This window comes from Pseudomonas chaetocerotis (assembly GCF_015712105.2).
Lineage (GTDB): Bacteria > Pseudomonadota > Gammaproteobacteria > Pseudomonadales > Pseudomonadaceae > Aquipseudomonas > Aquipseudomonas chaetocerotis.
In genome coordinates, this window is the sequence record NZ_JACFYX020000009.1 from 143,367 (window position 1) to 169,897 (window position 26,531).

The following is a 26,531-nucleotide window of genomic DNA, read 5'->3' on the forward strand; positions in this document are numbered from 1 at the left end:
CGCCGGTCAAAACAGCTCGGGGTAATCGCGAGCCAGCAACGGCCACTGTGCCTGAGCGGCGCTATCATCGGCCAGCAGGCGAAAGCCCTCGAATTGGAACTCCGGCGCCACGCTGCAGCCGACCAGCGTATAGGAGCCTGTCGAGCGCGCCGCCTGCCAGGCATGGGCCGCGACCGCGCGCTGCGGCATTTGCCCTTCTGCCGCAGGCCCAAGCAGCTCGCAACGCACAGCGTCGGGAGTGTCGGCGATCAACAACTGCAGGGGGTCGCCCTCGTGAAAATGCCACAGCTCATCGGCGTCGACCCGATGCCAGCGGCTGACCGTACCACCCGGCAGCAGGAACACAATGGCACTGGAAGCCGCCCGGCCCTGAGCATCGCGCTGCGCCGAAACGAACAGACGACGGTAGTAACCGCCCTCGGGATGCGCGGCAAGCCCAAGGCTGTCGATCAACTGGCGAGCGCGCGGGTGCACGTCAGGCCTTCAGCGCTGCCACGAAGGCTTGCAGCCAGGGTTCGGCATCGGTTTCAGGCGTGACAGTTTCACTGGAGTCGAGGCGCAGCATGTCCAGCACTTCGCGCAGGCCCAGCTCGGCATACAACTCACGCATCAGTTCACCGCCACCGCAGAAGGTGTCATAGCTGGAGTCGCCCAGCGCCAGCACTGCAGCCGGCTTGCCACTCCAGGCCGGCAAACGGTCTCTGATTTCGCTGTACAGCGGCAGCAGGTTATCCGGTAGTTCGCCCATACCGGTGGTAGACGTGACGGTAAGGAAGGCATCCGGCGCGAAGGCCAGCAGTTCCTCGATATTCACGTTCGCTTTATGCCAGGCATCCAGCCCGGCAGCCTTTAGCTGGCGCTCGGCGTGGCGAGCGACTTCCTCGGCCGTGCCGTAGACCGAGCCCGAGAGAATGGCGACTTTCATGACAACTCCGGAAACAGGAAAAACGCCGCGTATTATGCCGCAAGTGGACAGGCCGACCCGATGTTTTAGAATGCAGCGCATATCCATCGCGGAACCGGACTCATGATCAATGCCAAACTGCTGCAACTGGTAGTCGACGCCTCCAACGATGGGATCGTGGTGGCCGAGCAGGAGGGCGAAGACAATATTCTGATCTACGCCAATGCGGCATTCGAGCGCCTGACCGGCTACCCCTGCGATGACATCCTCTACCAGGATTGCCGTTTCCTCCAGGGCAATGACCGCGCACAGCTCGGCCTGCAGGCCATTCGCGAAGCGGTCAAGGCGAACAAGCCCTGCCGACAGATCATTCGTAACTACCGCAAAGATGGCAGCGCGTTCTGGAACGAGCTATCGATCACGCCGGTGCTCAACGAAAGCGACCAGCTGACCTACTACATCGGTATCCAGAAGGATGTCACCGAACAGGTCGAAGCCAAGCAGCGGGTGCGTGAGCTGGAGGCAGAGGTCACCGAGCTGAAAGCCGAGCTGGCGCGCCTTAAAAGCTGACGAACGGATAAAACTATCCCTCGCCAGCGCAGTCAGATGAGTTTGACCCCGTGCAGTCTCATCCCATGCAAACCGACCCGCTGCTCACTAAGGACGAACTGGATTTCATCCAGACGATCCTCTTCAAACCTCCGCAAAAGCGGCGCCCTCAGGCTGCGCCGCAGTTGGCTCTGGGCGAACGACTCAGCGAACTTCTGGCACGCCTGGGCAACGAAGAGCAACTAAGCCTGGACACGCATACCGACAATCAGCATCTGAGCTTTCCCCTGCACCTGATCCAAGACGGCCACAGCCAGTCGCGCCTGGAACTGGGCGCACCGCTGATCTTCGAACAAGGGGTGAACGAACGCCCATGGCGTCTCGTTCTGCCCACAGCGCTGGCACTGCTGGATGGCAGCGAGCAGCCCAGTGGCCTGAAGGCGCTGGAGCTATCGAACAACGGAATCCTGGTGGAATACAGCAGAACAGGCACGCCGGCCAAGGATCAGTTGCTGCAACTGCTTCTGCCCCAGGAGCGCCGCGTTCAACTGCGCGCGCGGCTCGCAAGGCGCGTCAGCCAGAAGCGTTACGCTTACAACCTGCAGACGCTGCATACGGAAGATGAACAGACCCTGCGTCAGTACCTCTTCGAACAGCACAACGAACGACAGTCGCAGCCTGCAGCGGTCAGCTGAAGCTCAGTAACCTGGGCCGCCTCAGGTATCGAGATGGCCAGCCAGAAACTGCTGCATACGACGCTGCATCAGGCGTCCTTCATTACCCAGGCAGGCAATGGGCGAACCGGCCAGGCTCTCCTCTGCCAGATCGGCACTGTCACCGGCCAGCAGCAGCGGACATGCCAGCCCCAGCGCCAGGCGCGCCAGTTGCCGCGGGAACTCCTCACCTGGCGGCTGATTGCTGAAGACCACCAGCGCCTGGGGCTGCATGCGTTCACAGACCAGGGCCAGGTCGGTCATGGGTACGCCAGGGCCCATCACCGACACGCCGACGTCCTGATTGCCTAACAGCAACGCTGCAACCAGCAACTCCAGTTCCCGACAGTGACCCGGCAGCGCCACCAGCAGCACGCGCTCACGCGAATCATCGCGCCCCAATTGCAGACGCTGCCAGCAGCGCCCACGCAGGAAACCGTCGAGCATCAGCCACTCGCCACGCAGGCCGACTTCGTCCTGGCGCAGCAGCAACTCCTGCCAGACCGGCATGAAAATGTCCTGGAACACCACCGGCAGCGGATAGCAGGAGAAAATCTGCCCATACAGACGCTCGAGACGAGGCTCATCGAAAGTCTGCAGCGCACTGCGCACCTGGCCCTGCCACTGACTCCAGTCGTCACTGCTGACTTCGTTGTAGGCCGGCGTGGTGACGCTGCGACTGCTGGCGCTCTTGGCCAGGATCGAGCCTACCTTGCTGACCGCGACGCCACGCTCGATCCAGGCGAGGATGCTGCGCACGGCATCGATATCGGCCTGTGAGTAGAGGCGATGGCCGCTGTCGGTACGCGTCGGTTGAATCAGGCCGTAGCGCCGCTCCCAGGCACGCAGGGTGACCGGGTTGACGCCGGTAAGACGAGAAACCTCGCGGATGGGGAACAGCTCTTCCTGCTTCAAAGCGCTGGACGCAAGCGATGTGACGGAGGCGAGTTCTGGCATGGCTTCGGGCATCACGGCAACGAATATGAGGGCATTGTAACCCAGCTAAGGCAGGCTTACATTGTGCAAGAACTGTACAAGGTAATTTCATGCACAACCTTGCCTGGCCATTGACCCTCTACTACGACGGCGACTGTCCGCTCTGCGCACGCGAAATCGGCATGCTTCGACGGCATGCGTCACCACAGCGACTGCTGCTGGTGGATATTGCCGCCGCTGACTTCGATCCGCTACCGCTGGGTGTATCCCTGAACGCGATGCAGGATCGTCTGCACGCACGCTGGGCCGATGGCGAGTGGTTGCTGGGCCTTGATGCCAGCTTGTGGAGCTGGGAGGCGGCCGGACTGGGAACCTGGGTCGCGCCGCTGCGTTGGCGACCGCTGCGTCCGCTGCTGGAGTGGGGCTATCGGTTGTTCTGCCGCCTGCGCCCCCATTTGGCGCGACTTCCGCACCCTGACGGTGCAACACGCTGCCGAAAAGGCAAGGTTTGCTCCGGCCAACGTCCGCCATCAGGCAGGGCTGGCTAATTTCCGCAAAACGGGAATAATCCTTGCTGCATTGTTCGTCGAGCACAGCACCCCGTGTTCGACCACGCCCAACGCCATACCCCGGCTGACGGCAACACTCGAGGAGATACACAATGTCCCCCGTTACCCTGATGGTGGCGCGCCGCGTTGCCAATGGCCGTTATCACGATTTCATCGCCTGGCTACGTGAAGGCGAACACCTGGCCACCGATTTCCCTGGCTACCTCGGCTCCGGCGTACTGGCACCGCCTGCCGGTGATGATGAGTTCCAGATCGTTTTCCGCTTCAGCGACGAACAGACCATGGCTTCCTGGGAGCACTCGGCCTCACGCCAGGCCTGGCTGCAGCGTGGTGCGGGCCTTTTTGCCCAACCGCAGGAAAAGCGTGCCGTCGGCCTTGACGCCTGGTTCGGCAGCGCCCATCGACAACCTCCGCGCTGGAAGCAGAGCGTGGCGATCTGGCTGGCGTTCTTTCCAGTATCCCTGGCCTTCAACCTGCTGCTGGGCCCCTGGCTGGCCGAGCTTTCGTTGATCACCCGCGTGCTGTTGTCGACACTGGCCTTGACGCCACTGATGACCTACTGGTTCATCCCCCTTTCCACTCGCCTGCTGGAGCCCTGGCTACAAGGTAACTACCCTCAGCGCCTGGGCAGACGAACCGCCAGCATCGGCAAGCCCTGAAAGCATCCATTTCTATCCATCGGCCAGCCTCGCGCTGGCCGATTTCGTTGTACAAACGGCCAATAGCTGTACAAAAACAACAATGCGTACAGGTAAAGCACAAAAAAGCCTTCTCCGCCTCATCATTAAAAAACTTTAAAATTCAGCGCGATAGGCAAATTCACTGAGCCTGATAGCAAAACCACATGTCGCACATGGTTGTACAACTTGCAACTCTGGTATAGCTTTATCCACGGCCTGGTGAGTACCGCCTGCCACTGGTCAGGTATCCCGAGGCCGTACGAGCCAGGCCTTCATTTCTTTCTCACGAGTTGCACATGAGCGCTGCCAGCTTTCCAATTCTGATCACCGGCGCCGGCCAGCGGGTCGGCCTCTACTGCGCCGAACGTCTGCTCGACGAAGGGCAGCCGGTGATCATCAGCTACCGCCAGATGCGTGACGATATTGCGCAGCTGCGTGAGCGCGGTGCTATCGCCCTGCAGGCTGATTTCAGTGAAGAGAGCGGCATCATGGCGTTCATCGAGCAGGTCAAGGCGCAGTGCAGCGGCCTGCGCGCGATCGTGCACAACGCCTCGCAGTGGCTGGCGGAAACGCCAGGCGAAGAAGCGCAGGTCTTTCGCCAGCTGTTCAGCGTGCACATGCTTGCGCCCTACCTGATCAACCTGCATTGCAGCGAGCTACTGCTGCAGTCGCAATACGCCGACATCGTGCACGTGAGCGACGACGTGGTGCGCAAGGGCAGCGCCAATCGACCCGCGTACTGCGCAAGCAAGGCGGGCCTGGAAAGCCTGACGTTGTCGTTCGCCGCGCGCTTGGCGCCACGCATAAAGGTCAACACCATCGCTCCGGCGCTGTTGATGTTCAACGATGGTGACGACGACGCCTACCGGGCCAAGACCTTGGCCAAATCGGCGCTGGGCATAGAACCCGGCCCGCTGGCCTTCTACCAGACCCTGCGCTACCTGCTGGACAACGCCTACGTAACCGGAACGACCCTTACCCTCAACGGCGGCCGCCACCTCAAGTGAGGCGACTGCTCAGGACACTGCCATGAGCCAACCCCTTTCCCAGCAATACCGCGAAATTCTCGTAGGCCTCGGTGAAAACCCGGAGCGCGAGGGTCTGCTCGATACGCCCAAACGCGCGGCCAAAGCCATGCAGTACCTCTGCCATGGTTACCAGCAGTCGCTGGAGGAGATCGTCAACGGTGCGCTGTTCGAGTCCGACAACGACGAGATGGTGATCGTCAAGGACATCGAGCTGTACTCGCTGTGCGAACACCATCTGCTGCCCTTCATCGGCAAGGCGCATGTCGCCTACATCCCCACCGGCAAGGTGCTCGGGCTATCCAAGGTGGCGCGCATCGTCGACATGTACGCGCGGCGCCTGCAGATCCAGGAAAACCTCACCAAGCAGATCGCCGATGCCATCGCTCGCGTGACCAATGCCGCTGGTGTGGCGGTGGTGATCGAGGCCAAGCACATGTGCATGATGATGCGCGGCGTTGAGAAGCAGAATTCGGTGATGAGCAGCTCGGTGATGCTTGGCGCCTTCCGCGAGTCCTGCAACACTCGCCACGAATTTCTGCAATTGATCGGACGGAGCAACTAATGCCGCGACTGGAACCCGGAATGGCGCGCATCCGCGTCAAGGACCTGCGCCTGCGCACCTACATCGGCATCAAGGAAGAAGAGATCAACAACAAGCAGGACGTGTTGATCAACCTGACCATCCTCTACCCCGCCGTCGATGCGGTCGAGGTCAACGATATCGAGCATGCGCTGAACTACCGCACCATCACCAAGGCCATCATCGCTCATGTCGAAGGCAATCGCTTCGCCCTGCTCGAACGCCTGACTCAGGAGATTCTCGACCTGGTGATGACCCATCAGGCCGTGCGTTACGCCGAAGTGGAAGTAGACAAACCCCATGCCCTGCGTTTCGCCGAGTCTGTCTCCATCACGCTCGCCGGTCATCGCTGACAGCCGCTTTCAGCGGCTTGCCGCTCTCCGGCGAGGCTCTTATCATCGCCGCCACCCATTCCCGGAGAGCCCACCATGACCGAGCAAGAACGCCTCGAACTGGAAGCTGCAGCCTTTCGCGCACTGGTGCAGCACCTGCGCAGCCGTCCTGACGTGCAGAACATCGAACTGATGAATCTGGCTGGTTTCTGTCGCAACTGCCTGTCCAAATGGTACAAGGCCGCCGCCGACGACCTTGGTGTCGACGTCAGCGCCGACCAGGCCCGCGAGACCGTGTACGGCATGCCCTATGCCGACTGGAAGGCCAAGTATCAGCAAGAAGCCTCGGCCGAGCAGAAAGCCGCATTTACCAAAGGAAAGCATGAATGACCGCGCTCAACGAGCTGCGCAAGCGCCTGCAACAAGACGACTACGCCTTCAGCGAAACCCTGGCCTTCGTCGCCGAGCACTACGACTATCAACCCAGTGCCTTCCGTAACGGTGATGTGGAGAACGCTGCCGGACAGAACGAAGGCTCCTGCAAGACCCTGGGCCTGGCCCTGCTGGAAGGCTTGAGCAAGGACGAAGCGCTGCGCGCCTTCGGCGAGCACTACCGCAGCGTGCTGGCCACGCCACAAGGCAGTGATCACGGCAACATTCGCGCACTGATGAACCACGGCCTGGACGGCGTGAAGTTCGAGCAGCAACCGCTCAAACCCAGAATCTGAATCTGTAGCGCAAAAAACTGCGCAACTGTCGGCAAAGGCTGACAGACATCACATTGCCATCACGCTATGCTGCGCGCCATCACAACATGGAACACGAGGGAACGTGTTCTGCGCGCAGCTGCCGCCCTTCCCTCCTGTTTCGCGCTCGGCATGGAGTCGACCGATGCAGCAAACCCTGGTATGGAAACCGTGGTGCAATCCTGGCGTGGAAACCCTGCGCCTGAGTCAGGATGCCAATGGCATCCAAGCCACCAGCCATCTCATGCAGGTCATCAAGGGCAACAGCATCGTTGCCAATTACATGATCGATTGCGATCCGGGCTGGCGCTTCCGCCGCCTCTGGCTCAAGGTCGACAACCATGGCCAGCGCAACCTCTGCCTACAGCGTGATCTGCGTGGCAACTGGCTGCTCAACGGTGAACCGCGCGCTGATCTGCTGCAATGCCAACATGTCATGTTCTCGGCCTCGCCCTTCACCCACACACCTGCCCTGCAGCGCAGTGCGCTGGAGACTGGCCAGAGCGATGAGATGCAAGTCGCCTATATCGACATGCTCAGCCTCAAGGTGGAACCACGCCGGCAGCGCTACCAGTGCCTGCGTCGCCACCCAGGTGAAAGCCTCTACCGCAGCCAGGCAGAAGGTCATGCTCATGAAGAACTGAGCGTCGACGACCACGCGCTGCTGCTCAAGGCCGACCAGCAGTACCTGCGCTTGAGCCAGCGCGACCTGAAAGTCAGCGCACTGGTGTAACGGCGCACCCTACGGCCGGTACCACTCAGATCGGCAGTTGCCCGAACGCCCAGCGCAGTATGAAGAACACCAGCAATCCACCTCCAATGGTTGCCAGCAGGTGCCGCGTGAAAGCGGCGATGGCAATGGCAACCAGGCCCGCCAGCAGGTAGGCGTTGTTCCAGCTCAGCGACCAAGTCTGCCCGTCCGGCATGAGCATGCCGGGCACGACAATGGCCGTCAGCACTGCAGTCGGCACGTAATGCAGCCCCTGCCTGATCAATGGCGGAAAACCCAGATCAGGGAACGCAAACAGGCTGTAGCGGGTGACGAAGGTGATCGCCAGCATGCCCAGGATCAGCAACCAGATATCCATCAGACCAACTCCTCCTGCAGTACCGGCTTGCGCCGTTCCAACCACACGCCGACGACGATGCCACTGGCCGCGGCAGCCATTAGCCCGAGCTTGTACGGCAGTTCATGACATGCCAGCGCCACACCTGCAGCGACCAGGGCCGCCGCGACCTGCGGCTGATTGCGCAGCATGGGCACGACGATACCGATGAAGGTCGCCAGCATGGCGAAATCCAGCCCCCATTCACCGATGTTCGGCACCGCCTGGCCAAACAGCACGCCGACCAGCGTGCACAGCTGCCAGTTGCAGTACATGGCCAGTGCCGCGCCAAGAAAGTACCAATGGCGATAGGGTTCTCTATCGCCGCGCGCATAGCGCTGTACCACCACCGCGTAGGCCTCGTCGGTAAGCCAGAAAGCCAGTGGCATGCGCCAGCGCTTGGGCAAATGGCGCACGTATGGCTGCAAGCTGGCGCTATACAGTGCATGGCGCAGATTGACCACGAAGGTGGTCAGCAACACCACCGCAATACCGGCGCCGCCGCTCAACAGGCTGATGGCGATGAACTGCGCTGAGCCTGCGAATACCAGCAAGGACATGCCCTGCGTCTGCCAGGGATCGAGCCCGGCAGCACCTGCCAGGCTGCCGAAGATGATGCCGAAAGGAATGGCGCCGAGCAGCATCGGCAGCATATCGCGGGCGCCCTGAGTGAACTCTTTATGACGAGACATGGAACCTCCTTGAGCAGGCGAGCTTAGCCAAGCGCCTCGAGCAGGTCTTGAACGTTCTTGCTCTAAATGAAAAGAGGCTGGGCCAACGAGGGCATCTCTTCTATTGTGTGACGCCCTCTCCACGGATCACCTCAGCTGGATGCATATGGATCTGCGAACTTTCATCGTCACCACGGCCCACATTAGCGAATTTCCCAACCCGATCACTTTCACCGAGGGTGCGCCGCTCACGGTTGGCGAGGCGTATCAGGGCGACGAAGGCTGGGATAACTGGTTCCTCTGCACCACACCTGGCCAGGAAGCTGGCTGGGTTCCCGGCCAGGTCATCGAACGGCTCGATGACCTGCACGCCCGCGCACGCGCGGCCTATACCGCTCGTGAACTCGATGTACGTGTCGGTGAGCGGCTGAGCGCGTCGCGCAGCCTCAATGGCTGGTTCTGGTGTACACGCGAAGATGGCGTGGAATCAGGCTGGGTGCCTCAGGCCAATCTCACCGAATACACGCCCAACTGTGTCGTACAAGAAGAAGTCAGCGGCTGCGGTATTGCCGCAGCAGCCAACATTCTCGGCACGACCTACGCCGCGATGAAGGCAATCGCCAACGCCATGGGCATTGATGCCGAGGACGAATCCTTGTGGTCCGACAGCCAGTACGTCAGGCGTCTGCTGGCCACGGGAGGTGCGACGGCCGCCCCAGGCGAAGCGCCCTTCGTATCGTGGGAGCGCCTGCCGGATCTGGCTCTGCTGGCCATCAAGCACCACCAGGAGAACGATCGCGACTTCTGGCACTGGGTGGTCTTCGAACGCTCGCTAGGTCATATGCACGTATTGGATTCGGCCAGCTACCTGCCCTCGAACGTCCGCACCGACTTCGGCGCCATGCAGCCAAAGTGGTACATCGAAGTGAACAGGCCCGGCGCTCAGCGTCCCGTGCAAGATGCGTCTGCGTCATCTCGATGAGGAGGATGCAGCCGCGACCTCTGGCCACGTCCAGCTAACGCTAATCCATCTTATTTAAATTACGTTAGCCTGCTAATCTTGGCGCCCCGCTTTCCTGCCGTTCGGATTGTTCATCGATGTCGCCGCTCCAGCGCTGCCTGCTGCCCTTCATGGTCCTGACTCTGATCGCTTGCGAGCAGCAACCGCACTTCACTGCGCCAGAACCTGGCGAGGCCCTGTCTGCCGGTGCGGCGACGGTACGCAAGTTCGATCACAACGCCTTCTCCCTGCCCTCGGCCAACCTCGCGCCAAGCCGTCGCCTGGATTTTGCAGTGGGCAACAGCTTCTTCCGCAATCCCTGGGTCACGGCGCCAGCCACCACCACCGCTCGCGATGGCCTGGGCCCGCTGTTCAATACCAACGCCTGCCAGAACTGCCACATCAAGGATGGCCGTGGCCATCCACCGGGGCCGGATGCAGTCAGCGCCGCCTCGATGTTGGTGCGCCTTTCAGTGCCGGCCGGCCCCGAGCATGCCGAAATGCTGGTGCGCCAGGGCGTCGTCGCCGAACCCAGCTACGGCACCCAACTGCAGGACATGGCCAATCCTGGCGTAGCGCCCGAAGGCAAGGTCCGCGTGACTTACAGCAACGTGCCCGTGCGCTTCGCCGACGGCACACGGGTGGAGTTGCGCAAGCCGCAGTTGGAAATCAGCCAGCTCGGCTATGGGGCCATGCGCGCCGATACCTTGTTCTCCACACGTATCGCCCCGCCGATGATCGGCCTCGGCCTGCTCGAAGCCATTGCCGAAGCGGATATCCTGGCCGGCGCCGACCCGGACGACGCCGATGGCGATGGCATCTCCGGTCGCCCCAACAGGGTCTGGGACCGTCAGCAGCAGCGCAGCGTGCTCGGCCGTTTTGGCTGGAAGGCTGGTCAGCCCAATCTCAATCAGCAGAATGCCGATGCCTTCGCCAATGACATGGGCCTGACCAGCTCGCTGATCCCTCACGACAACTGCACGGCGGCACAGGGCGATTGCCTGGCCGCGCCCCATGGCGGCGAACCGGAGGTCAGCGACAATATCCTGGCCAGCGTACTGTTCTACAGCCGTAACCTGGGCGTGCCGGCGCGGCGTGACGTCGACGCGCCCGAGGTGCTCAAGGGCAAGAACCTGTTCCATCAGGCCGGCTGCCAGAAATGCCATACACCCAGCTTCACCACGTCGGCCGATGCGGCGGAGCCGGAACTGGCCAACCAGTTGATCCGTCCTTATACAGACATGCTGCTGCACGACATGGGCGATGGATTGGCCGATGGCCGCGATGAATTTCTCGCCACCGGTCACGAATGGCGCACGGCGCCGTTGTGGGGCATTGGCCTGACGCAAGCAGTCAATGGTCACACTCAGTTCCTGCATGACGGCCGTGCGCGCAACCTGCTGGAAGCCATTCTCTGGCACGGTGGCGAGGCCGAAGCGGCCAAGCTGCATGTGCTGAAATTCGATGCCGACGAGCGAGCAGCGCTGCTCGCCTTCCTGAATTCCCTCTGAGGAGCCTGCGATGTTGCACAAAACCCTGATCGCCTCTCTGCTCGGCCTGGCCCTGGTCGGCTGTGGCCAGCAGGACCCGCAAGCCAAGGTCAGTGCCGCGCTGACCGATGGCGTCCTGTTACCGGCTTACAGCAGTTGGCAGGAAGCTGACCGTCAACTGGCGGCGAGTGCCGAAGCCTTCTGCGCAGGCAGCACCGATCTGAGTGCCGCTCGCCAGGCCTTTCTCGGGGCACAGAGCGCCTGGGCCGGCCTGCAGCCATTGCTGATCGGGCCGCTGGCCGAAGGCAACCGCGCCTGGCAGATCCAGTTCTGGCCTGACAAGAAAAACCTGGTACAGCGCCAGGTCGAAGCCCTGCTGAAGAACAAGCCGCAGCTGAGCGCGGATGACCTGTCCAATGCCAGCGTGGTGGTTCAGGGCCTCACCGCCTACGAATACATGCTGTTCGACCCCAATCTGGACCTCGCCCAGGCCGAACAGAAAGCGCGCTATTGCCCACTGCTGCAAGCCATCGGTAAGCACCAGCAGGCTCTGGCGGCGCAGATCGTCGGCGAATGGCAGGCCAAACCTGGCATGGCCGAACAGCTGAAGACATTCCCCAACGAGCGCTACGCCGACTCCAACGAAGCGATCGCCGAACTGCTGCGCGTTCAGGTCAGCGCCCTGGATGGCCTGAAGAAGAAACTCGGCGCCCCGATGGGTCGGCAGAGCAAGGGCATCGCCCAGCCTTACCAGGCCGAAGCCTGGCGTAGTGCCAGCAGCCTGGCCAACCAGGGCGCCGCACTGGCCAACGCCGAATTGCTGTGGCACGGCAGCAACCGTGACGGTATTCAGTCACTGCTGGGCGACGACCAGGCTGACTTGGCAAAACGTATCGACGCCGCTTACCAGGACACCCGCCAACGCCTGGCAGCACTCGACAGCCCCCTGGGTGAGCTGCTCGCCGATGCAGCCGGTCGCACTGCCCTGAACGAGCTTTACGACAGCCTCAATCGCCTGCACCGCCTGCAGGAAGGCGAACTGGCCAAGGCGCTCAACGTGCAGATCGGCTTCAACGCCCACGACGGGGACTGAGCATGCAACGCAGGACCTTCCTCGGCCTCAGCGCCGCGGCTGCCAGCCTGGCGGCGGCCGGCGCCTTCGGTGGCTGGACGCTATTGGGCCCATCGGGACAGCCGCTGCTTTTGTCGGCCCGTGACGACGGTGACGGCAAACACTATGCGGTCGGCTATCGCCTCGACGGCGAACGCGCCTTCGCCATACAGGTGAACGAGCGCTGCCACGATGTGGTGCCGCACCCGAGCTTGCCCATGGCGCTGTTCGTCGGCCGCCGCCCGAGTACCGAAAGCTACCTGATCGACACGCGCGACGGTCGCCTGCTGCAGACGCTCAGCTCGCCGACCAGCCGCCACTTCAACGGCCATGCGGTGTTCCACAAGGGCGGTGAGTGGCTGTACGCCACCGAGAACGACACCACCGAGCCAGGCCGGGGCGTCATTGGCGTTTATCGCCTGCAAGGTGAGCATCTGCTGCGTGACGGTGAGCACAGCAGCCACGGCGTCGGCCCGCACCAGCTGCTGTGGATGCCCGATGGCGAAACCCTGGTGGTGGCCAATGGCGGCATTCGCACTGAAGCGGAAAGCCGCGTGGACATGAATCTCGACGCCATGCAGGCCAGCCTGGTGCTGATCAGGCGCGACGGCAGCCTGGTCAGCCAGGAGTACCTGGCCGACCAGCGCAACAGCATCCGCCACCTGGCCGTGGCCCGGGACGGCACGGTGGTCAGCGGCCAGCAGTACATGGGCGACCTGCATGATCAGGTGCCGCTGCTGGCGATCAAGCGCCCCGGCCAACCGTTCCAGCCTTTCGCCCTGGGCGAGACGCAACGCGTGGCCATGAACCAGTACACCGCCAGCGTGGCGATCCACGATGAATTGCGCCTGTTGGCGATGACCGCACCGCGCGGCAACCGCTTCTTCATCTGGGATCTGGACAGCGCCCAGGTGCGTCTGGATGTGCAATTGCCAGACTGCGCAGGCGTCGGCGCGGTTGCCGACGGTTTCGTGGTCACTTCGGGCCAGGGACGCTGCCGGCTGTACGACTGCCGCGGTGAGCGCATCGTCACCAACGCCCTGCAGCTACCCGCCGGCTTGTGGGACAACCACTTGCGCCTGGCCTGACGGGCTCAGGCGCTGCCGCGCTCGATCAGTTCGAACCCGACGTCCAGCCGCAGTGGCTGGCGTGCCGCCGCCGGTTCGGCGAAGCGTGCCAGCAGGGCATCGGCGATAGCGCAGCCGATGCGCGGTCCGTCCACCCGCACGGTGGAAAGCGGCGGGTATGTGTGCGCCGCACTGGACAGGTCGCCGAAACCCATCACGGCAAGATCTTGAGGAATGCGCAGGCCACGGCTGAGCGCCTCGGCCATCACGCCTTGTGCCACGGTGTCGGAGCTGCAAACCACCACCTCGCCAGCGGCACCCTCCTGCAGCAGGCGCGCCAGGCCTTCGCGGCCAACCGCCAAGGTCGCCGGCGCAGGCAGGATCTGAGCCGCCACCGGCGCTGCAACGTGCCCCTGCAGCGCGCCGACCAGACTGCGATAACGACGCATGCCACGCGGGTCATCGATGCCCACCGCCGAGACCCGGCGGTAGCCCTTGCCGATCAGATAGCGCGCCACCGCCTGGCCCACGGCCTCGTGCGAAAAGCCGACCAGCATGTCCACCGGGTGCTCACACAGATCCCAAGCCTCGACCAGCGGGATACCGACTCGCGCCAGGCGCTCACGGCTCGCCAAGGTGTGCTCGGTGCCAGTCAGCACGATACCGTCCGGTCGACGACCCAACACTGCCTCGAGCAAGGCTTCCTCCTGCTCGGGGCTGTAGCCGGTAAGGCCCAGCAAGGTCTGGTAACCGGCAGCCGCGAGGCGGTCAGTCAGCGCCTGCACGGTGTCAGCGAAAATCGAGTTGGCAATGGTCGGCAGGAAGATCGCCACCAGCCTGCTGCGACTGGACGCCAGAGAGCCTGCCGCGAGATTGGGCACATAACCGGTCGCCCGTACCGCCTCCAATACGCGCTTGCGGGTGGTATCGGCAACCACTTCGGGGCGGCCCAGTGCTCGCGATACGGTGATCGGCGACACCCCCGCCACCCTGGCGACATCGATCAGTGTCGGGACCGCACTGCTGCGGATGCCAGCAGGTTTCCTGCTCATGTCACGCCTCCAGTCATTCGAGCACCTCGCATCATAGAGGCACTTCATCTCAGCCGAGATACGTTATCATACAACTTTAGTCATATAAGCTCCGCGAATGCCGGGCCTGCACCTGCCTGAGACCACTCGCGCGATGTTCAAATACACTGTACGAACACAAGAAAACACCGTATTAGAGCCTACCGAGCTGTAGTTTCCCTTACTAATCATGAGTGTTTTACAGGTTGGAGCTGCTCAGTGAAACGCAGACTGAAGACCTCAATTTCCCCCCACTGTCGCGTTGACATTACCTGGGATGGTGCTGATAATCGGCCCAAGTCATACGACAACGTATGACAAACCAATAACAACAAGCAACAAGAGTCCAGGCCCCGCCATGACCACGATCTCCAGCGAACTGCGCCCCTTCAATCGCCTGCTGCTGACCGGCGCTGCCGGCGGGCTGGGCAAGGTACTGCGCGAACGTCTGCGCCCCTACGCCACTGTCCTGCGTCTGTCCGACATCGGCGAGATGGCACCGGCTGCCGGCCCCCACGAAGAAGTGGTGCGCTGTGATCTGGCAGACAAAGCCGCCGTGCATCAACTGATCGAAGGCGTCGACGCCATCCTGCACTTCGGTGGCGTCTCGGTCGAGCGCCCCTTCGAAGAAATTCTCGGCGCCAACATCTGCGGCGTATTCCATGTCTACGAAGCGGCCCGCCGCCATGGTGTGAAGCGCGTGGTGTTCGCCAGCTCCAACCACGTCATCGGTTTCTACAAGCAGGACGAACACCTCGACGCCAACTGCCTGCGTCGCCCGGATGGCTATTACGGCCTGTCCAAGTCCTATGGCGAGGACATGGCCAGCTTCTACTTCGACCGCTACGGCATCGAAACCGTCAGCATCCGCATCGGCTCCTCGTTCCCCGAACCCGCCAACCGCCGCATGATGAGCACCTGGCTGAGCTACGACGACCTTACCCACCTGCTCGAACGCTGCCTCTACACCGAGAACGTCGGCCACACCGTGGTTTACGGCATGTCGGATAACCGCGATGTGTGGTGGGACAACAGCAAGGCCGCGCACCTGGGCTTTACGCCCAAGGACAGCTCGGAAGTCTTCCGCGACAAGGTTCAAGCGCAGCCCATGCCGGCCGCTGACGATCCGGCGCGCATCTACCAGGGTGGGGCCTTCGTTGCCGCCGGCCCGTTCGGCGACGACTGAACAGCCCCCTCGACGCCCCAAGCCATAACAACACGTAGAGCGCCACAGCCATGACAGCCGAACTGATTGTCGATGCGCGCAACGCCACGGGTGAAAGCCCAGTGTGGAACGCTGCCGAACAGGCTCTTTACTGGGTCGACATCCCTGCCGCCCGCCTGCACCGCTGGTCCGCGGCCGACGGCAAGACGCAGAGCTGGCAGGCCGACGAGATGCTCGCCTGCATCGCCATGCATCCTGCCGGCGGCTGGATCGCCGGTATGCAGAGCGGCATCTTCCATCTGCGTCCGCAAGACGATGGCAGCGTACAGGCAGAGCGCCTGGCACAGGTCGAACATGCCCGCCCGCAGATGCGCTTCAACGACGGTCGCTGCGACCGCCAGGGTCGCTTCTGGGCCGGCACCATGCTGCTGGATATGGCCGCCGGTGCCCGCGTCGGCGCGCTGTATCGCTACGACGGTCAGTTGCAACAGGTGCTCGACGAATTCATCGTGCCCAATGGCCTGGCCTTCAGCCCCGACGGCCGCATCATGTACCTGTCTGACTCGCATCCAAGCGTGCAGAGCGTCTGGGCCTTCGACTACGACATCGACAGCGGCACGCCGCACAACCGCCGCCTGTTCATCGACATGACACAGCACCCGGGCCGCCCCGATGGCGCGGCGATGGATGTCGACGGCTGCTACTGGATCTGCGGCAACGACGAAGGTCTGGTCCACCGCTTCACCCCCGACGGCCGCCTGGATCGCTCGCTCGCCGTGCCGGTGAAGAAGCCCGCCATGTGCGCCTTCGGTGGCGCCAATCTGGACACCCTTTACGTGACCTCGATCCGCCCCGGCGGCGATCTCTCCGACCAGCCACTGGCAGGTGGTGTATTCGCCCTGCAGGCCGGTGTGCGTGGCATCGAGGAGCCTGCCGTCCAACCCTGATCCGATTCACCCCGGGCCGCTCGCGGCACCGGACTCAAGCTGCTGTAAACCAACAACAACAAGACGGAGTTTTCCGCATGAACCTCAAACGTAAGTTGCTTCTCGCCACACTTCCGCTAGCGCTCGGTCTGTCCTCCTTCGTACAGGCCGAGACGACCCTGAAGATTGCCGAAATCCACCCTGCTGGCTACCCGACCGTGGTCGCCATGGAAAACCTCGGCAAGAAGCTGGAAGCTGCCACCAACGGCGAGATCAAATCCCGCATGTTCGCCGGCGGCGTTCTCGGCTCCGAGAAGGAAGTCATCGAGCAGACCCAGATCGGCGCCGTCCAGCTGACCCGCGTCAGCCTCGGTTCGGTCGGTTCGGTAGTTCCGGCCACCAACGTCTTCAACATGCCGTTCGTGTTCCGCGACGTCGACCACATGCGCAAGATCATCGACGGTGAGATCGGCCAGGAAATCCTCGACGCCATCACCAACTCCGACTTCAACATGGTCGGTCTGGCATGGATGGACGGCGGCAGCCGCAGCCTCTACACCAAGAAGCCGATACGCAGCATCGAAGACCTGAAAGGTATGAAGATCCGCGTAATGGGCAACCCGCTGTTCATCGATACTCTCAACGCCATGGGTGCAAACGGCATCGCCATGGACACCGGTGAAATCTTCAGCGCCCTGCAGAGCGGCGTGATCGACGGCGCCGAGAACAATCCGCCTACCCTGCTCGAGCACAACCATTTCCGCTCCGCCAAGTACTACACCCAGACCCACCATCTGATCCTGCCCGAACCGCTGCTGATGTCCAAGACCACCTGGAACAAGCTGACGCCGGAACAGCAGGAACTGGTCAAGAAACTGGCCAAGGAAGCACAACTGGAAGAGCGCCAGCTGTGGGACGAGAAGAGCGCCAGCAGCGTAGAGAAACTCAAGGCTGAAGGCGTCGAATTCATCGAGGTCGATACCAAGCCCTTCTACGATGCTACCGCCCCGGTTCGTGAGAAGTACGGCGCGCAGTTCGTTGAGCTGATTCAGCGTATCGAAGCCGTTCAGTAATCCACGCGCAAGCGCGCGGCGCCGGCACCTCGCCTGCGCCGCGCAACCGGTGAAGCCTCATGAAAAACCTGGTTCTGGGCGTCAACGACGCCATCTACCGTGCCTGTATCGCGACCGCCGGCCTGGCGATCGTGATCATGGCTTTGATCATCCCCTGGGGCGTATTCAGCCGTTACGCGCTGGGTCAAGGACTGGGCTGGCCCGAGCCTATTTCAGTGCTATTGATGGTGCTGTTCACCTTCGTCGGTGCCGCTGCTGGCTACCGTGCGGGGGCCCACATGGCTGTGACCTCACTGACCGATCGCCTGCCACAAACACTGGTGCCGCTGATCACATTGTTCGTACGCCTGATCATGGGTGGCATCGCGCTGTTCATGCTGATTTGGGGTTACAAACTCTGCGTAGCGACCTGGAACCAGTACCTCAGCACCCTGCCCTCGGTACGTGTCGGAATCAGCTACATGCCAATCCCGGTGGGCGGTTTCATCACCCTCCTGTTCGTCATCGAACAACTGCTGTACGGCGATCAACACAAGCGCCGTGCCGTCGACTTCGAACACACTGAAGATTCCAAGGAGGCCGCGTAAATGGATGCCGCCATTCTTTTGGGCAGTTTCATTGTCCTTATCCTGCTACGCGTCCCCGTTGCTTATTCGCTTGGCGTTTCCGCACTGATCGGCGCCTGGTGGATCGATATCCCCCTGCACGCCGTGATGATCCAGATCGCCGGTGGCGTGAACAAATTCTCCCTGCTGGCCATTCCGTTCTTCGTCCTGGCCGGCGCAATCATGGCCGAAGGCGGCATGGCCCGGCGCCTGGTGGCGTTCGCCGGGGTGCTGGTCGGCTTCGTCCGCGGCGGCCTGTCGCTGGTCAACATCACCGCTTCGACCTTCTTCGGCGCCATCTCCGGCTCCTCCCTGGCCGATACAGCCTCTGTCGGTTCGGTGCTGATCCCGGAAATGGAAAAGAAAGGCTATCCGCGCGAGTTTTCCACCGCCGTGACCGTTTCCGGTTCGGTGCAGGCACTGCTCACCCCGCCCAGCCACAACTCGGTGATCTACTCGCTGGCCGCTGGCGGCACGGTGTCCATCGCGGCTCTGTTCGTCGCCGGCATCGGCCCGGGCCTGCTGCTCAGCTTCACCATGGCCGCGCTGTGCCTGTGGTTCGCCAAGAAGCGCAACTACCCCAAGGGCGAAGTGATTCCGCTGCGCCAGGCACTGAAGATCTGTGTCGAGGCACTGTGGGGCCTGATGACCATGTTCATCATCCTCGGCGGCATTCTCAGTGGCGTGTTCACCGCCACCGAATCGGCGGCTGTCGCGGTGGTCTGGGCGTTCTTCGTGACCATGTTCATCTACCGCGACTACAAGTGGCGTGAACTGCCGAAGATGCTGCACCGCACCGTGCGCACGCTGTCGATCGTGATGATCCTCATCGCCTTCGCCGCCAGCTTCGGCTACATCATGACCCTGATGCAGATTCCGTCGAAGATCACCACGGCGTTCCTGGCCTTCTCGGACAACCGCTACGTGATCCTGATGTGCGTCAACTTCATGCTGCTGGTGCTGGGCACGCTGATGGACATGGCGCCACTGATCCTGATCCTCACGCCGATTCTGCTGCCAGTGGTGACGTCCTTCGGCGTGGACCCGGTGCACTTCGGCATGATCATGCTGGTCAACCTCGGTATTGGACTGATCACGCCACCGGTAGGTGCGGTACTCTTCGTCGGCGCCGCAATCGGCAAAGTCACCATCGAAAACACCGTGAAGGCGCTGCTGCCGTTCTACATCGCGCTGTTCGCCGTGCTGATGGCCGTTACCTACATCCCTGCCATTTCGCTGTGGCTGCCGAGCGTCGTGCTCTGACAGCAACCGGGCATTGAACGACAACGCCGCCCAATCGGGCGGCGTTTTGCTTTAGGGCCTGATTTTCAGGCTATGACAACAGGATTTCGTCATGCAAGGTTCCACCCCATTTGCGCGTCACATCGCCGTCCTGATCCTCGCAACACTGGCTTGCTCGTTCGCGGGTAACCACATCGCTGCGCGGATCGCCTTCGACCACGACACCGGGCTGCTGCTGGCCATGCTCGCGCGTGCCGGCGTGACCCTAGTCGCGCTGGCCGCTCTGGTACTGTGGCGACGTGAATCGCTGAAACTGGGTCGCGCCACCTGGAGCTGGCAGATCTTGCTGGGCCTGCTGATCGCCATCCAAAGCTTCTGCATCTACTCGGCCGTGGCGCGCATTCCCGTGGCCCTGGCGCTGCTGGTAGTCAACCTCTCGCCAATTCTGCTGGCACTGCTCACCTGGGCGCTCGGCGGTGCAGCGCCAACCCGACAGGCGCTGGCCATCATGGGCGTGATCCTCTTCGGCCTGGTGTTGGTGCTCGACGTTCCTGGCCGCCTGGCCAGCAGCGATGCGCCGGACGGCGAGTGGATGGCAGGCATCCTGTTCAGCCTGACGGCTGCCGCCGTTTTCGCCGTGGCGCTGTGGATCACCGAAAATCGTCTGTCGAAAATCGCTGGCTCGGTACGCAGCATGCTGACCCTGGCCGTGGTGTTCAGCGCCTCGGCCCTGCTGGGCAGCAGCGGCCTTATTCCTGGCGGTTTGAGCCTGCCCAATGCCAGTACCGGCTGGATCGCACTGGCCTGCCTGGTCCTGCTCTATGGTGCAGCTTTTTCAACCCTGTTCATCTGCATGCCGCGTCTGAATATCGCGCGCAATGCACCGGTGATGAACATGGAGCCGGTGGCCGGCATGATCCTGGGCTGGCTGATTCTGGGGCAGGTATTGGGAGCCCTGCAGGTGATCGGCGGTTTGATCGTGGTCGGCGGTATCGTCGCCCTGGCCTATCGGCGCTAGAGCGCGCCATGTGCGCTGATTTTTCTCACCGCCAAAAGACACTCGGCGGCCCAAGGCCGCCGAGCGTCTGCAGGGAGTTTCAGCCGTGCAGCGCTTCCGCCTCGGCCGCTTCGTGCGCCTGACGCAGGCGCTCGCGGCTGTTGGTCAGGTGCAGGCGCATCGCAGCCCGCGCCGCCTCGGCATCCTGGCGCGCGATGGCTTCGAAGATCTGCTCGTGCTCGCGCTCCAGACGCGCCATGTAGTGGGTCTGGTCGTCACGCGCCAGGCTAGCGGAATTGACCCGAGTACGCGGGATGATGCTGGTACCCAGGTGACTGAGAATATCGGTGAAGTAGCGGTTGCCGGTCGCCTCGGCAATGCGCAGATGGAATTGGAAATCAGAGGACACTGCATCGCTGGCATGCATCGCGCTCTCGTTGATGGCATCCAGTGCCTCGCGAATAGCCTTCAGCTGTACATCATTACGGCGCTGAGCTGCCATCCCGGCAGACTCCACCTCAAGACTGATACGCAGTTCAAGAATGGCCAGCACGTCGCGCAAGGTGACGATGGTTGCCGGATCGATGCGAAAACCACTGGCACTGGGCGTATCCAGCACGAAAGTGCCGATGCCGTGACGGGTCTCGACCAGACCCGCTGCCTGCAAGCGCGACAAGGCCTCGCGCACCACGGTACGGCTGACGCCCTGTTCTTCCATGATCGCCGACTCCGTCGGAAGCTTCTCACCGCGCTTGATCAGCCCATCGCGAATGCGCTGCGACAGATCGGCTACCAACTCCTGGGCCAGGCTGCGGTGCTTGCGACGAGCACGAGGTTGAGCGTTTTGCGTTTCCATGGCGGACGAATTCTCGATTTAGGACTTGAGGCTTTGCAGCAATGATAGCCTAGCAGTTGTACGATGACACTATGAATTCCCGACAATTACAGCCCCCGGAGCGTCAAATGCCAACGACTCTGCTGACCCTGAGCGATAGCCTGACCCAGTTGACCCTTGCCCCGGAACTGGGCGCAAGCCTGGTCAACTGGGTGCGCCTGAGCGACGGCCTGCCGCTGCTTCGCCACAGCGACGAACAGGCGCTGGCTGCCGCCAATCCCAGACGATTGGCCTGCTACCCGTTGCTGCCCTGGTCCAACCGTATTGGCGGCGGCGGTTTCGCTACCCCTGACGGCTGGCAAGCGCTTGATGCCAATACCGAACACGAACCTCTGCCGATACATGGCAGTGCCTGGCAACAACCCTGGCAGATAGTCAATGCGACGTCCGACAGCGCCGTCCTGGAACTGCGTAGCCAAACACCTTTTCCCTATCGCGCCACGCTCCACGTACAACTCACTGACGGCCGCCTGCGCCTGACGTTACAAGCCACACATCTCGGCGAGCAGCCCACCTGGTATGGACTCGGCCTGCATCCTTATCTACCGCGCACTGCACACACGCGCGTGCAGGCGCAAGCAGGCGGCGCCTGGTTGTGCAGCGAGGACAAACTGTCCAGCCAGTGGATTGAGTTACCGCGGACCTGGAACTTCGACGAGCCCGGCTTGTTGCCGCAGCAACTTGTCGATAATGCGTTTACCCAATGGCCAGGGCGTGCTCGCATCATTCAACCAGACGCAGGTTATCAGCTCGTCTGCGAGGCGCAGGGCAGCGATATGTTTCTGTTGTTTTGCCCGCAAGCGCAGAACTTCTTCTGTTTCGAGCCCGTCACTCACCCGGTCAACGCCCACCATTTGCCGGGGCAACCAGGGCTCAGATTACTGGCAGCGGAGCAAAGTGTTCAGATGAGTTTCAGCCTGCATTACCAGACGCTTGCAGACTGATCACTGGACATTCAAAGGGCATTGGCGATAATACCCGCCAGTTGCCCAATGCAACTTTTCTCGGAAAAAAGTTACAGATAGTTAAGTAACTGAAGAGAAAGGAGAAAGATGCAAAGCGTGAAACTTTGCAAACTGTTCTCCCGGCCAACCAAGGCAAAGCACTTTAGATTGATCCCTCAGCGCAACAGTGAAACCTGGTGTTTCGGCTGTTGTGTGGGTCGATCACAACCTACAGGTAAAAACAGTGACGAAAGACGAACTGCGCGCCGAACTCGAGCGCCAGGCGCAGCGTTACAAGGATGTATACGGCGGAGAAGTCATCACCTACGCCGCCCAGCCGGACCCCGACCGCAAACCCTGGCGCAAGAAGCCCAGCCTGCTCGACCAGGCCTTCGAGAAAGAAATCGAGAAAATCGAGAAAGAACGCCAGGACAAGCAGGACGCAGCCGACGAAACCGCCGGCTAGTGACACGCTGCTCCAGGCTCCCCGTAGCCGGGGAAGTTCTGGAACAGGCTTTCTACCGTCACTCCCGCGAAGGCGGGAGTCCAATTGCTCTTGAACCGCCTCCGCGGGAATGACGGCTTTTCCAGCACTTACCTAACGCTTCCTGCTACCCGTCAGCGAGCCCATGAGCCCCCGTACCAGTTGCCGACCAATCTGGTTGGCGGCCTGGCGCAGCGCGGTCTTCATCGCGCTGCCAATCAGATCACTGGCCATATCGCCCAGCCCCGGCTCCGCCTTCCGCTTCTCTGCCGGCTCGACTGGCTCGACATTGCGAGGCTGCTCGGCACGCGCGCTAAGCAACTCATAGGCCGACTCGCGATCGACAGGCTTGTCGTAGCGCCCAGCCAGCGGCGACTGACGCACCAATGCCGCACGCTCGGCCTCATTCAGCGGGCCGATACGCGACTGCGGTGGCGCGATGGCCACGTGCTGAACCATGGCCGGTGTGCCTTTTTCCTCCAGCGTGCCAACCAATGCTTCACCAATCCCCAGTTCGGTGAGCACGCTGAGCGCGCTGAATGCCGGGTTCGGGCGAAAGCCATCGGCCACTGCGCGCAGGGCCTTCTGCTCCTTGGCCGTGAACGCGCGCAAGCCATGCTGAATACGCAGGCCGAGCTGAGCCAGGACATCGTCCGGCAGATCGCTCGGAGACTGGGTGACGAAATACACCCCGACGCCCTTGGAACGAATCAGCCGCACCACCTGCTCCAGGCGCTCCTGCAGCGCCTTGGGCGTACCCTGAAAGAGCAGGTGCGCCTCGTCGAAGAACAGCGCCAGTACCGGTTTGTCGGCGTCACCGCGCTCCGGCAGTTGTTCGAACAGTTCGGCCAACAGCCACAGCAGGAAGGTTGCATACACCTTGGGCGCCTCATGAACCAGGCGGGAGGCATCGAGCAAGTGCACGCGCCCGCGACCATCGCGATCAGGGTGTAGAAGGTCTTCGAGTTGCAACGCCGGCTCGCCGAACAGGGCCTCGGCACCCTGCTGCTCCAGCCCTGCCAGGCGACGTAACAACGCCTGTGCCGAGGAGCTGGTGAACAATGCACTGTCCTCCCCCAGCACGTGCGGATTGTCCTTGAGGTAGCCGAGCAGCGCCTTCAGGTCTTTCAGGTCGAGCAGCAGCAAGCCTTCGCGGTCAGCCACCTTGAACGCCGCGTAGAGCGCCGCCTGCTGGCTGTCAGTCAGCTCGAGCAGTGCGCCAAGCAGCAGCGGCCCCATCTCGCTGAGGGTGGTACGCAGCGGGTGGCCGCTCTGACCGTGTACGTCCCACAGCGTCACCGGATAGGCCAGCGGCTGATGATTCAGCCAGGGCATGCTGGCGATGCGCTCGGCGACCTTGCCTTGCGGCGCACCGGCAGCGCCCAGACCACACAGATCACCTTTTACATCAGCGGCGAACACTGCCACCCCGGCGTCGCTGAACGTCTCGATCAACCGTTGCAGGGTCACCGTCTTGCCGGTGCCAGTAGCGCCAGCGATAAGACCGTGACGGTTGGCCAGGCGCAAAGGCTGACCTACCGCCTGACCATCACTGCCAGCACCCAATACGAACTGTGAATTCAAAGGCATCTTGCCATCCCCTGGGTTAAAGCTTTACTGCAGTTATACCGATACAAACAGCAGAACAAACAGTTATTCCATCTGCCGCAACAGCCCGCGAAACGCTCTTGAAAGCGCAGCCGCGGAATACAAGACTGGTTCCAGAGCCATCCGGACGCAAGACAACATGAGCAAAAACCTGCAGTTCAGCCACAAGATTCTGCTCGCGGCCTCCCTGGTAGTGATTGCCGCCTTCTCGCTGTTCACCCTCTACAACGATTACCTGCAGCGCAACGCCATCCGCGAGGACCTGGAAAGCTATCTGCATGAAATGGGTAACGTGACCGCCAGCAACATCCAGAACTGGTTGTCCGGACGCATCTTGCTGGTGGAAAGCGCAGCGCAGTCGATCAGCAACGACAGCGAGCCGGATCGTGTGGTCAACCTGCTGGAGCAGAAAGCGCTGACCTCTTCCTTCGCTTTTACCTACCTGGGCACCAAAAGCGGCGGTTTCACCATGCGCCCGGACGAGCAGATGCCTGCCGACTACGACCCACGCACTCGCCCCTGGTACAAGGATGCCCTGGCTGCCGGCGGTACCACCCTTACCGAGCCTTACGTCGATGCCGCTACCGGTGAACTGATCATCACCATCGCCACCCCGGCCAGGCCAGCTGGTGTGGTCGGTGGCGACCTGAGCCTGCAGACCCTGGTCAACATCATCAATGCACTGGACTTCGACGGCATCGGCTATGCCTTCCTGGTCAGCGCCGATGGCAAGGTTCTGGTGCACCCGGACAAGAGCCTGGTGATGAAGAACCTCAAGGACATCTACCCGCAGAACACGCCACGCATCAGCAGCGAATTCAGCGAGGCGCAGCTCGATGGCAACACCCGCATTCTGACCTTCGCACCAGTCCAGGGCCTACCCTCGGTCAACTGGCACATCGGCCTGTCGATCGACAAGGCCAAGGCCTATTCCATGCTCACCGAGTTTCGCGCCTCGGCGATCATCGTCACGGTGATTGCCGTGGTGCTGATCATTGCCCTGCTCGGCCTGCTGATCCGTGTGCTGATGCAGCCGCTGACAGCCATGGGCAAGGCCATGCAAGACATCGCCCAGGGCGAAGGTGACCTGACCAAGCGCCTGGCGATCCAGTCCAATGACGAATTCGGCGCCCTGGCGCGTTCTTTCAATCAGTTCGTCGAACGCATCCACAGCTCCATCCGTGAAGTGTCATCGGCCACCGTCCAGGTCAATGAAGTGGCCAAGCTGGTGGTCAATGCCTCCAACTCCTCGATGGCCAACTCTGACGAGCAGGCCAGCCGCACCAACAGCGTGGCAGCCGCCATCAATCAACTCGGCGCGGCGGCACAGGAAATTGCCCGCAACGCCGCCGATGCTTCGAGCCAGGCATCGGATGCCCGTCATCAGGCAGAAGACGGCGGCAAGGTAGTGCAGCAAGCGATCCGTTCGATGAGCGAGCTGTCGAACAAGATCAGCGACGCCTGCGCCAAGATCGAGATGCTCAACAGCAAGACGGTGGACATTGGCCAGATCCTCGAAGTGATCAAGAGCATCTCGCAGCAGACCAACCTGCTGGCGCTCAACGCCGCCATCGAAGCCGCGCGAGCCGGTGAAGCCGGGCGCGGCTTTGCCGTGGTCGCCGACGAGGTGCGCAACCTGGCGCACCGCACCCAGGAGTCAGCGCAGGAAATCGAGAAAATGATCGAGGAACTGCAGGTCGGCTCGCGAGAATCGGTCACCACCATGACCGAGAGCCAGCGCTACAGCGAAGACAGCGTGGACATCGCCAACCAGGCCGGCGAGCGACTGGGCACGGTGACCGCCCGCATCGGCGAGATCGATGGAATGAACCAGTCGGTGGCCACCGCCACCGAGGAACAGACCTCGGTGATCGAGTCACTGAACATGGACATTATCGAGATCAACACCCTCAACCAGGAGGGCGTGGAAAACCTGCAAGCCACCCTGCGCGCCTGCGGCGATCTGGAGCAGCAGGCCGCGCGCCTCAAGCAGATGGTCGACAGCTTCCGAATCTGAAACAGCCAGTGACAAGAAGGGCG

Annotated in this window: 31 protein-coding genes; 23 read left to right on the forward strand and 8 right to left on the reverse strand. The window is 62.0% G+C overall.

Annotation, left to right across the window (positions count from 1 at the left end; genetic code table 11):
* Positions 1-6: 6 nt before the first annotated feature.
* Together H3221_RS17135 and H3221_RS17140 are read right to left on the reverse strand one after the other, a co-directional pair.
* Entirely contained in the window at positions 7-474 is a 468-nt protein-coding gene (locus H3221_RS17135; RefSeq protein WP_196475819.1) for a cupin domain-containing protein, read from the reverse strand.
* Between the two features lies 1 nt (position 475).
* Positions 476-925 (reverse strand): flavodoxin, encoded by a 450-nt coding sequence (locus H3221_RS17140; protein WP_196475820.1) that lies wholly within the window; start codon positions 923-925, stop codon positions 476-478.
* 102 nt (positions 926-1,027) lie between these two features.
* Here H3221_RS17140 and H3221_RS17145 point away from each other — a divergent pair, with 102 nt between their 5' ends.
* Both H3221_RS17145 and H3221_RS17150 read left to right on the forward strand, forming a co-directional pair.
* On the forward strand, positions 1,028-1,474 hold the full coding sequence (locus H3221_RS17145) for a PAS domain-containing protein (RefSeq protein ID WP_160019724.1): 447 nt from the start codon (positions 1,028-1,030) through the stop codon (positions 1,472-1,474).
* A gap of 65 nt (positions 1,475-1,539) precedes the next feature.
* Positions 1,540-2,148, forward strand: a complete 609-nt coding sequence (locus H3221_RS17150; RefSeq protein ID WP_196475821.1) for a hypothetical protein — start codon at positions 1,540-1,542, stop codon at positions 2,146-2,148.
* A gap of 21 nt (positions 2,149-2,169) precedes the next feature.
* On the opposite strand, the gene H3221_RS17155 is transcribed toward H3221_RS17150, so the two are convergent.
* Positions 2,170-3,123, reverse strand: a complete 954-nt coding sequence (locus H3221_RS17155; protein ID WP_196475822.1) for a MerR family transcriptional regulator — start codon at positions 3,121-3,123, stop codon at positions 2,170-2,172.
* Between the two features lie 89 nt (positions 3,124-3,212).
* On the opposite strand from H3221_RS17155, the gene H3221_RS17160 reads away from it, so the two are divergent.
* The 8 genes from H3221_RS17160 to H3221_RS17195 all read left to right on the forward strand — a co-directional run bounded on the left by H3221_RS17160 (position 3,213) and on the right by H3221_RS17195 (position 7,770).
* Positions 3,213-3,650: a thiol-disulfide oxidoreductase DCC family protein gene (locus H3221_RS17160; RefSeq protein ID WP_196475823.1), complete on the forward strand. Its 438-nt coding sequence runs from the start codon at positions 3,213-3,215 to the stop codon at positions 3,648-3,650.
* Between the two features lie 113 nt (positions 3,651-3,763).
* Positions 3,764-4,330, forward strand: a complete 567-nt coding sequence (locus H3221_RS17165) for an antibiotic biosynthesis monooxygenase (RefSeq protein ID WP_196475824.1) — start codon at positions 3,764-3,766, stop codon at positions 4,328-4,330.
* Between the two features lie 317 nt (positions 4,331-4,647).
* Positions 4,648-5,358: a dihydromonapterin reductase gene (gene folM, locus H3221_RS17170; RefSeq protein ID WP_196475825.1), complete on the forward strand. Its 711-nt coding sequence runs from the start codon at positions 4,648-4,650 to the stop codon at positions 5,356-5,358.
* Positions 5,359-5,380: 22 nt separating this feature from the next.
* Positions 5,381-5,941 (forward strand): GTP cyclohydrolase I FolE, encoded by a 561-nt coding sequence (gene folE, locus H3221_RS17175; RefSeq protein ID WP_160019729.1) that lies wholly within the window; start codon positions 5,381-5,383, stop codon positions 5,939-5,941.
* Complete coding sequence (gene folX, locus H3221_RS17180; protein ID WP_003462464.1) at positions 5,941-6,312, forward strand: dihydroneopterin triphosphate 2'-epimerase; 372 nt, start codon at positions 5,941-5,943, stop codon at positions 6,310-6,312. Before folE ends, folX begins: the two co-directional genes overlap by 1 nt.
* Positions 6,313-6,387: 75 nt before the next feature.
* Positions 6,388-6,681, forward strand: coding sequence for a DUF1244 domain-containing protein (locus tag H3221_RS17185; protein WP_196475826.1), 294 nt, complete (start codon positions 6,388-6,390; stop codon positions 6,679-6,681).
* Positions 6,678-7,019, forward strand: a complete 342-nt coding sequence (locus H3221_RS17190) for a HopJ type III effector protein (RefSeq protein ID WP_196475827.1) — start codon at positions 6,678-6,680, stop codon at positions 7,017-7,019. Before H3221_RS17185 ends, H3221_RS17190 begins: the two co-directional genes overlap by 4 nt.
* Before the next feature lie 163 nt (positions 7,020-7,182).
* Complete coding sequence (locus tag H3221_RS17195) at positions 7,183-7,770, forward strand: putative glycolipid-binding domain-containing protein (protein WP_196475828.1); 588 nt, start codon at positions 7,183-7,185, stop codon at positions 7,768-7,770.
* A gap of 25 nt (positions 7,771-7,795) precedes the next feature.
* Here H3221_RS17195 and H3221_RS17200 read toward each other — a convergent pair whose 3' ends face one another.
* Entirely contained in the window at positions 7,796-8,125 is a 330-nt protein-coding gene (locus H3221_RS17200; protein ID WP_196475829.1) for an AzlD domain-containing protein, read from the reverse strand.
* A complete protein-coding gene (locus H3221_RS17205; protein WP_196475830.1) occupies positions 8,125-8,835 on the reverse strand; it encodes an AzlC family ABC transporter permease in 711 nt (236 codons plus the stop codon). The genes H3221_RS17200 and H3221_RS17205 overlap by 1 nt, the downstream gene beginning before the upstream one ends.
* Before the next feature lie 145 nt (positions 8,836-8,980).
* Here H3221_RS17205 and H3221_RS17210 point away from each other — a divergent pair, with 145 nt between their 5' ends.
* The 4 genes from H3221_RS17210 to H3221_RS17225 all read left to right on the forward strand — a co-directional run bounded on the left by H3221_RS17210 (position 8,981) and on the right by H3221_RS17225 (position 13,503).
* Positions 8,981-9,796, forward strand: coding sequence for an SH3 domain-containing protein (locus H3221_RS17210; RefSeq protein WP_196475831.1), 816 nt, complete (start codon positions 8,981-8,983; stop codon positions 9,794-9,796).
* A 149-nt stretch (positions 9,797-9,945) separates the two neighbouring features.
* The gene (locus H3221_RS17215; RefSeq protein ID WP_224490669.1) at positions 9,946-11,325 is read left to right on the forward strand and encodes a di-heme oxidoreductase family protein; all 1,380 of its coding nucleotides are present in this window, start codon (positions 9,946-9,948) and stop codon (positions 11,323-11,325) included.
* A 10-nt stretch (positions 11,326-11,335) separates the two neighbouring features.
* Positions 11,336-12,397, forward strand: coding sequence for an imelysin family protein (locus H3221_RS17220; RefSeq protein ID WP_196475833.1), 1,062 nt, complete (start codon positions 11,336-11,338; stop codon positions 12,395-12,397).
* A gap of 2 nt (positions 12,398-12,399) precedes the next feature.
* Positions 12,400-13,503, forward strand: a complete 1,104-nt coding sequence (locus H3221_RS17225; protein WP_196475834.1) for a DUF1513 domain-containing protein — start codon at positions 12,400-12,402, stop codon at positions 13,501-13,503.
* Between the two features lie 5 nt (positions 13,504-13,508).
* On the opposite strand, the gene H3221_RS17230 is transcribed toward H3221_RS17225, so the two are convergent.
* A complete protein-coding gene (locus tag H3221_RS17230) occupies positions 13,509-14,534 on the reverse strand; it encodes a LacI family DNA-binding transcriptional regulator (protein ID WP_196475835.1) in 1,026 nt (341 codons plus the stop codon).
* A gap of 376 nt (positions 14,535-14,910) precedes the next feature.
* On the opposite strand from H3221_RS17230, the gene H3221_RS17235 reads away from it, so the two are divergent.
* The 6 genes from H3221_RS17235 (at position 14,911) to H3221_RS17260 (ending at position 20,581) form a co-directional block, all read left to right on the forward strand.
* Positions 14,911-15,738: an NAD-dependent epimerase/dehydratase family protein gene (locus H3221_RS17235; protein ID WP_196475836.1), complete on the forward strand. Its 828-nt coding sequence runs from the start codon at positions 14,911-14,913 to the stop codon at positions 15,736-15,738.
* A 50-nt stretch (positions 15,739-15,788) separates the two neighbouring features.
* Positions 15,789-16,664, forward strand: a complete 876-nt coding sequence (locus H3221_RS17240) for an SMP-30/gluconolactonase/LRE family protein (protein WP_196475837.1) — start codon at positions 15,789-15,791, stop codon at positions 16,662-16,664.
* Positions 16,665-16,741: 77 nt separating this feature from the next.
* On the forward strand, positions 16,742-17,716 hold the full coding sequence (locus H3221_RS17245; RefSeq protein ID WP_074680814.1) for a TRAP transporter substrate-binding protein: 975 nt from the start codon (positions 16,742-16,744) through the stop codon (positions 17,714-17,716).
* Positions 17,717-17,775: 59 nt separating this feature from the next.
* Positions 17,776-18,303, forward strand: coding sequence for a TRAP transporter small permease (locus H3221_RS17250; protein ID WP_196475838.1), 528 nt, complete (start codon positions 17,776-17,778; stop codon positions 18,301-18,303).
* A complete protein-coding gene (locus H3221_RS17255) occupies positions 18,304-19,584 on the forward strand; it encodes a TRAP transporter large permease (protein ID WP_196475839.1) in 1,281 nt (426 codons plus the stop codon).
* 91 nt (positions 19,585-19,675) lie between these two features.
* Positions 19,676-20,581 carry an EamA family transporter gene (locus H3221_RS17260; protein ID WP_160019746.1) on the forward strand — a complete coding sequence of 302 codons (906 nt, stop codon included), beginning with the start codon at positions 19,676-19,678 and terminating at the stop codon, positions 20,579-20,581.
* Between the two features lie 79 nt (positions 20,582-20,660).
* Here the strand turns inward: H3221_RS17260 and H3221_RS17265 are convergent, their stop codons facing one another.
* Positions 20,661-21,416: a FadR/GntR family transcriptional regulator gene (locus tag H3221_RS17265; RefSeq protein ID WP_160019747.1), complete on the reverse strand. Its 756-nt coding sequence runs from the start codon at positions 21,414-21,416 to the stop codon at positions 20,661-20,663.
* Between the two features lie 107 nt (positions 21,417-21,523).
* Here H3221_RS17265 and H3221_RS17270 point away from each other — a divergent pair, with 107 nt between their 5' ends.
* Positions 21,524-22,399: an aldose 1-epimerase gene (locus H3221_RS17270; protein WP_196475840.1), complete on the forward strand. Its 876-nt coding sequence runs from the start codon at positions 21,524-21,526 to the stop codon at positions 22,397-22,399.
* A 244-nt stretch (positions 22,400-22,643) separates the two neighbouring features.
* On the forward strand, positions 22,644-22,865 hold the full coding sequence (locus tag H3221_RS17275) for a hypothetical protein (RefSeq protein ID WP_017675043.1): 222 nt from the start codon (positions 22,644-22,646) through the stop codon (positions 22,863-22,865).
* 132 nt (positions 22,866-22,997) lie between these two features.
* Here H3221_RS17275 and H3221_RS17280 read toward each other — a convergent pair whose 3' ends face one another.
* The gene (locus tag H3221_RS17280; protein ID WP_196475841.1) at positions 22,998-24,473 is read right to left on the reverse strand and encodes a helicase HerA-like domain-containing protein; all 1,476 of its coding nucleotides are present in this window, start codon (positions 24,471-24,473) and stop codon (positions 22,998-23,000) included.
* Between the two features lie 157 nt (positions 24,474-24,630).
* Here H3221_RS17280 and H3221_RS17285 point away from each other — a divergent pair, with 157 nt between their 5' ends.
* The gene (locus H3221_RS17285; protein ID WP_196475842.1) at positions 24,631-26,508 is read left to right on the forward strand and encodes a methyl-accepting chemotaxis protein; all 1,878 of its coding nucleotides are present in this window, start codon (positions 24,631-24,633) and stop codon (positions 26,506-26,508) included.
* Positions 26,509-26,531 lie beyond the last annotated feature (23 nt).

Coding starts and splice junctions, on each gene's coding strand:
- H3221_RS17140 (WP_196475820.1), bottom strand. CDS start 925: ATGAAAGTCGCCATTCTCTCGGGCTCGGTCTACGGCACGGCCGAGGAA.
- H3221_RS17145 (WP_160019724.1), top strand. CDS start 1,028: ATGATCAATGCCAAACTGCTGCAACTGGTAGTCGACGCCTCCAACGAT.
- H3221_RS17150 (WP_196475821.1), top strand. CDS start 1,540: ATGCAAACCGACCCGCTGCTCACTAAGGACGAACTGGATTTCATCCAG.
- H3221_RS17155 (WP_196475822.1), bottom strand. CDS start 3,123: ATGCCAGAACTCGCCTCCGTCACATCGCTTGCGTCCAGCGCTTTGAAG.
- H3221_RS17160 (WP_196475823.1), top strand. CDS start 3,213: ATGCACAACCTTGCCTGGCCATTGACCCTCTACTACGACGGCGACTGT.
- H3221_RS17165 (WP_196475824.1), top strand. CDS start 3,764: ATGTCCCCCGTTACCCTGATGGTGGCGCGCCGCGTTGCCAATGGCCGT.
- folM (WP_196475825.1), top strand. CDS start 4,648: ATGAGCGCTGCCAGCTTTCCAATTCTGATCACCGGCGCCGGCCAGCGG.
- folE (WP_160019729.1), top strand. CDS start 5,381: ATGAGCCAACCCCTTTCCCAGCAATACCGCGAAATTCTCGTAGGCCTC.
- folX (WP_003462464.1), top strand. CDS start 5,941: ATGCCGCGACTGGAACCCGGAATGGCGCGCATCCGCGTCAAGGACCTG.
- H3221_RS17185 (WP_196475826.1), top strand. CDS start 6,388: ATGACCGAGCAAGAACGCCTCGAACTGGAAGCTGCAGCCTTTCGCGCA.
- H3221_RS17190 (WP_196475827.1), top strand. CDS start 6,678: ATGACCGCGCTCAACGAGCTGCGCAAGCGCCTGCAACAAGACGACTAC.
- H3221_RS17195 (WP_196475828.1), top strand. CDS start 7,183: ATGCAGCAAACCCTGGTATGGAAACCGTGGTGCAATCCTGGCGTGGAA.
- H3221_RS17200 (WP_196475829.1), bottom strand. CDS start 8,125: ATGGATATCTGGTTGCTGATCCTGGGCATGCTGGCGATCACCTTCGTC.
- H3221_RS17205 (WP_196475830.1), bottom strand. CDS start 8,835: ATGTCTCGTCATAAAGAGTTCACTCAGGGCGCCCGCGATATGCTGCCG.
- H3221_RS17210 (WP_196475831.1), top strand. CDS start 8,981: ATGGATCTGCGAACTTTCATCGTCACCACGGCCCACATTAGCGAATTT.
- H3221_RS17215 (WP_224490669.1), top strand. CDS start 9,946: ATGGTCCTGACTCTGATCGCTTGCGAGCAGCAACCGCACTTCACTGCG.
- H3221_RS17220 (WP_196475833.1), top strand. CDS start 11,336: ATGTTGCACAAAACCCTGATCGCCTCTCTGCTCGGCCTGGCCCTGGTC.
- H3221_RS17225 (WP_196475834.1), top strand. CDS start 12,400: ATGCAACGCAGGACCTTCCTCGGCCTCAGCGCCGCGGCTGCCAGCCTG.
- H3221_RS17230 (WP_196475835.1), bottom strand. CDS start 14,534: ATGAGCAGGAAACCTGCTGGCATCCGCAGCAGTGCGGTCCCGACACTG.
- H3221_RS17235 (WP_196475836.1), top strand. CDS start 14,911: ATGACCACGATCTCCAGCGAACTGCGCCCCTTCAATCGCCTGCTGCTG.
- H3221_RS17240 (WP_196475837.1), top strand. CDS start 15,789: ATGACAGCCGAACTGATTGTCGATGCGCGCAACGCCACGGGTGAAAGC.
- H3221_RS17245 (WP_074680814.1), top strand. CDS start 16,742: ATGAACCTCAAACGTAAGTTGCTTCTCGCCACACTTCCGCTAGCGCTC.
- H3221_RS17250 (WP_196475838.1), top strand. CDS start 17,776: ATGAAAAACCTGGTTCTGGGCGTCAACGACGCCATCTACCGTGCCTGT.
- H3221_RS17255 (WP_196475839.1), top strand. CDS start 18,304: ATGGATGCCGCCATTCTTTTGGGCAGTTTCATTGTCCTTATCCTGCTA.
- H3221_RS17260 (WP_160019746.1), top strand. CDS start 19,676: ATGCAAGGTTCCACCCCATTTGCGCGTCACATCGCCGTCCTGATCCTC.
- H3221_RS17265 (WP_160019747.1), bottom strand. CDS start 21,416: ATGGAAACGCAAAACGCTCAACCTCGTGCTCGTCGCAAGCACCGCAGC.
- H3221_RS17270 (WP_196475840.1), top strand. CDS start 21,524: ATGCCAACGACTCTGCTGACCCTGAGCGATAGCCTGACCCAGTTGACC.
- H3221_RS17280 (WP_196475841.1), bottom strand. CDS start 24,473: ATGCCTTTGAATTCACAGTTCGTATTGGGTGCTGGCAGTGATGGTCAG.
- H3221_RS17285 (WP_196475842.1), top strand. CDS start 24,631: ATGAGCAAAAACCTGCAGTTCAGCCACAAGATTCTGCTCGCGGCCTCC.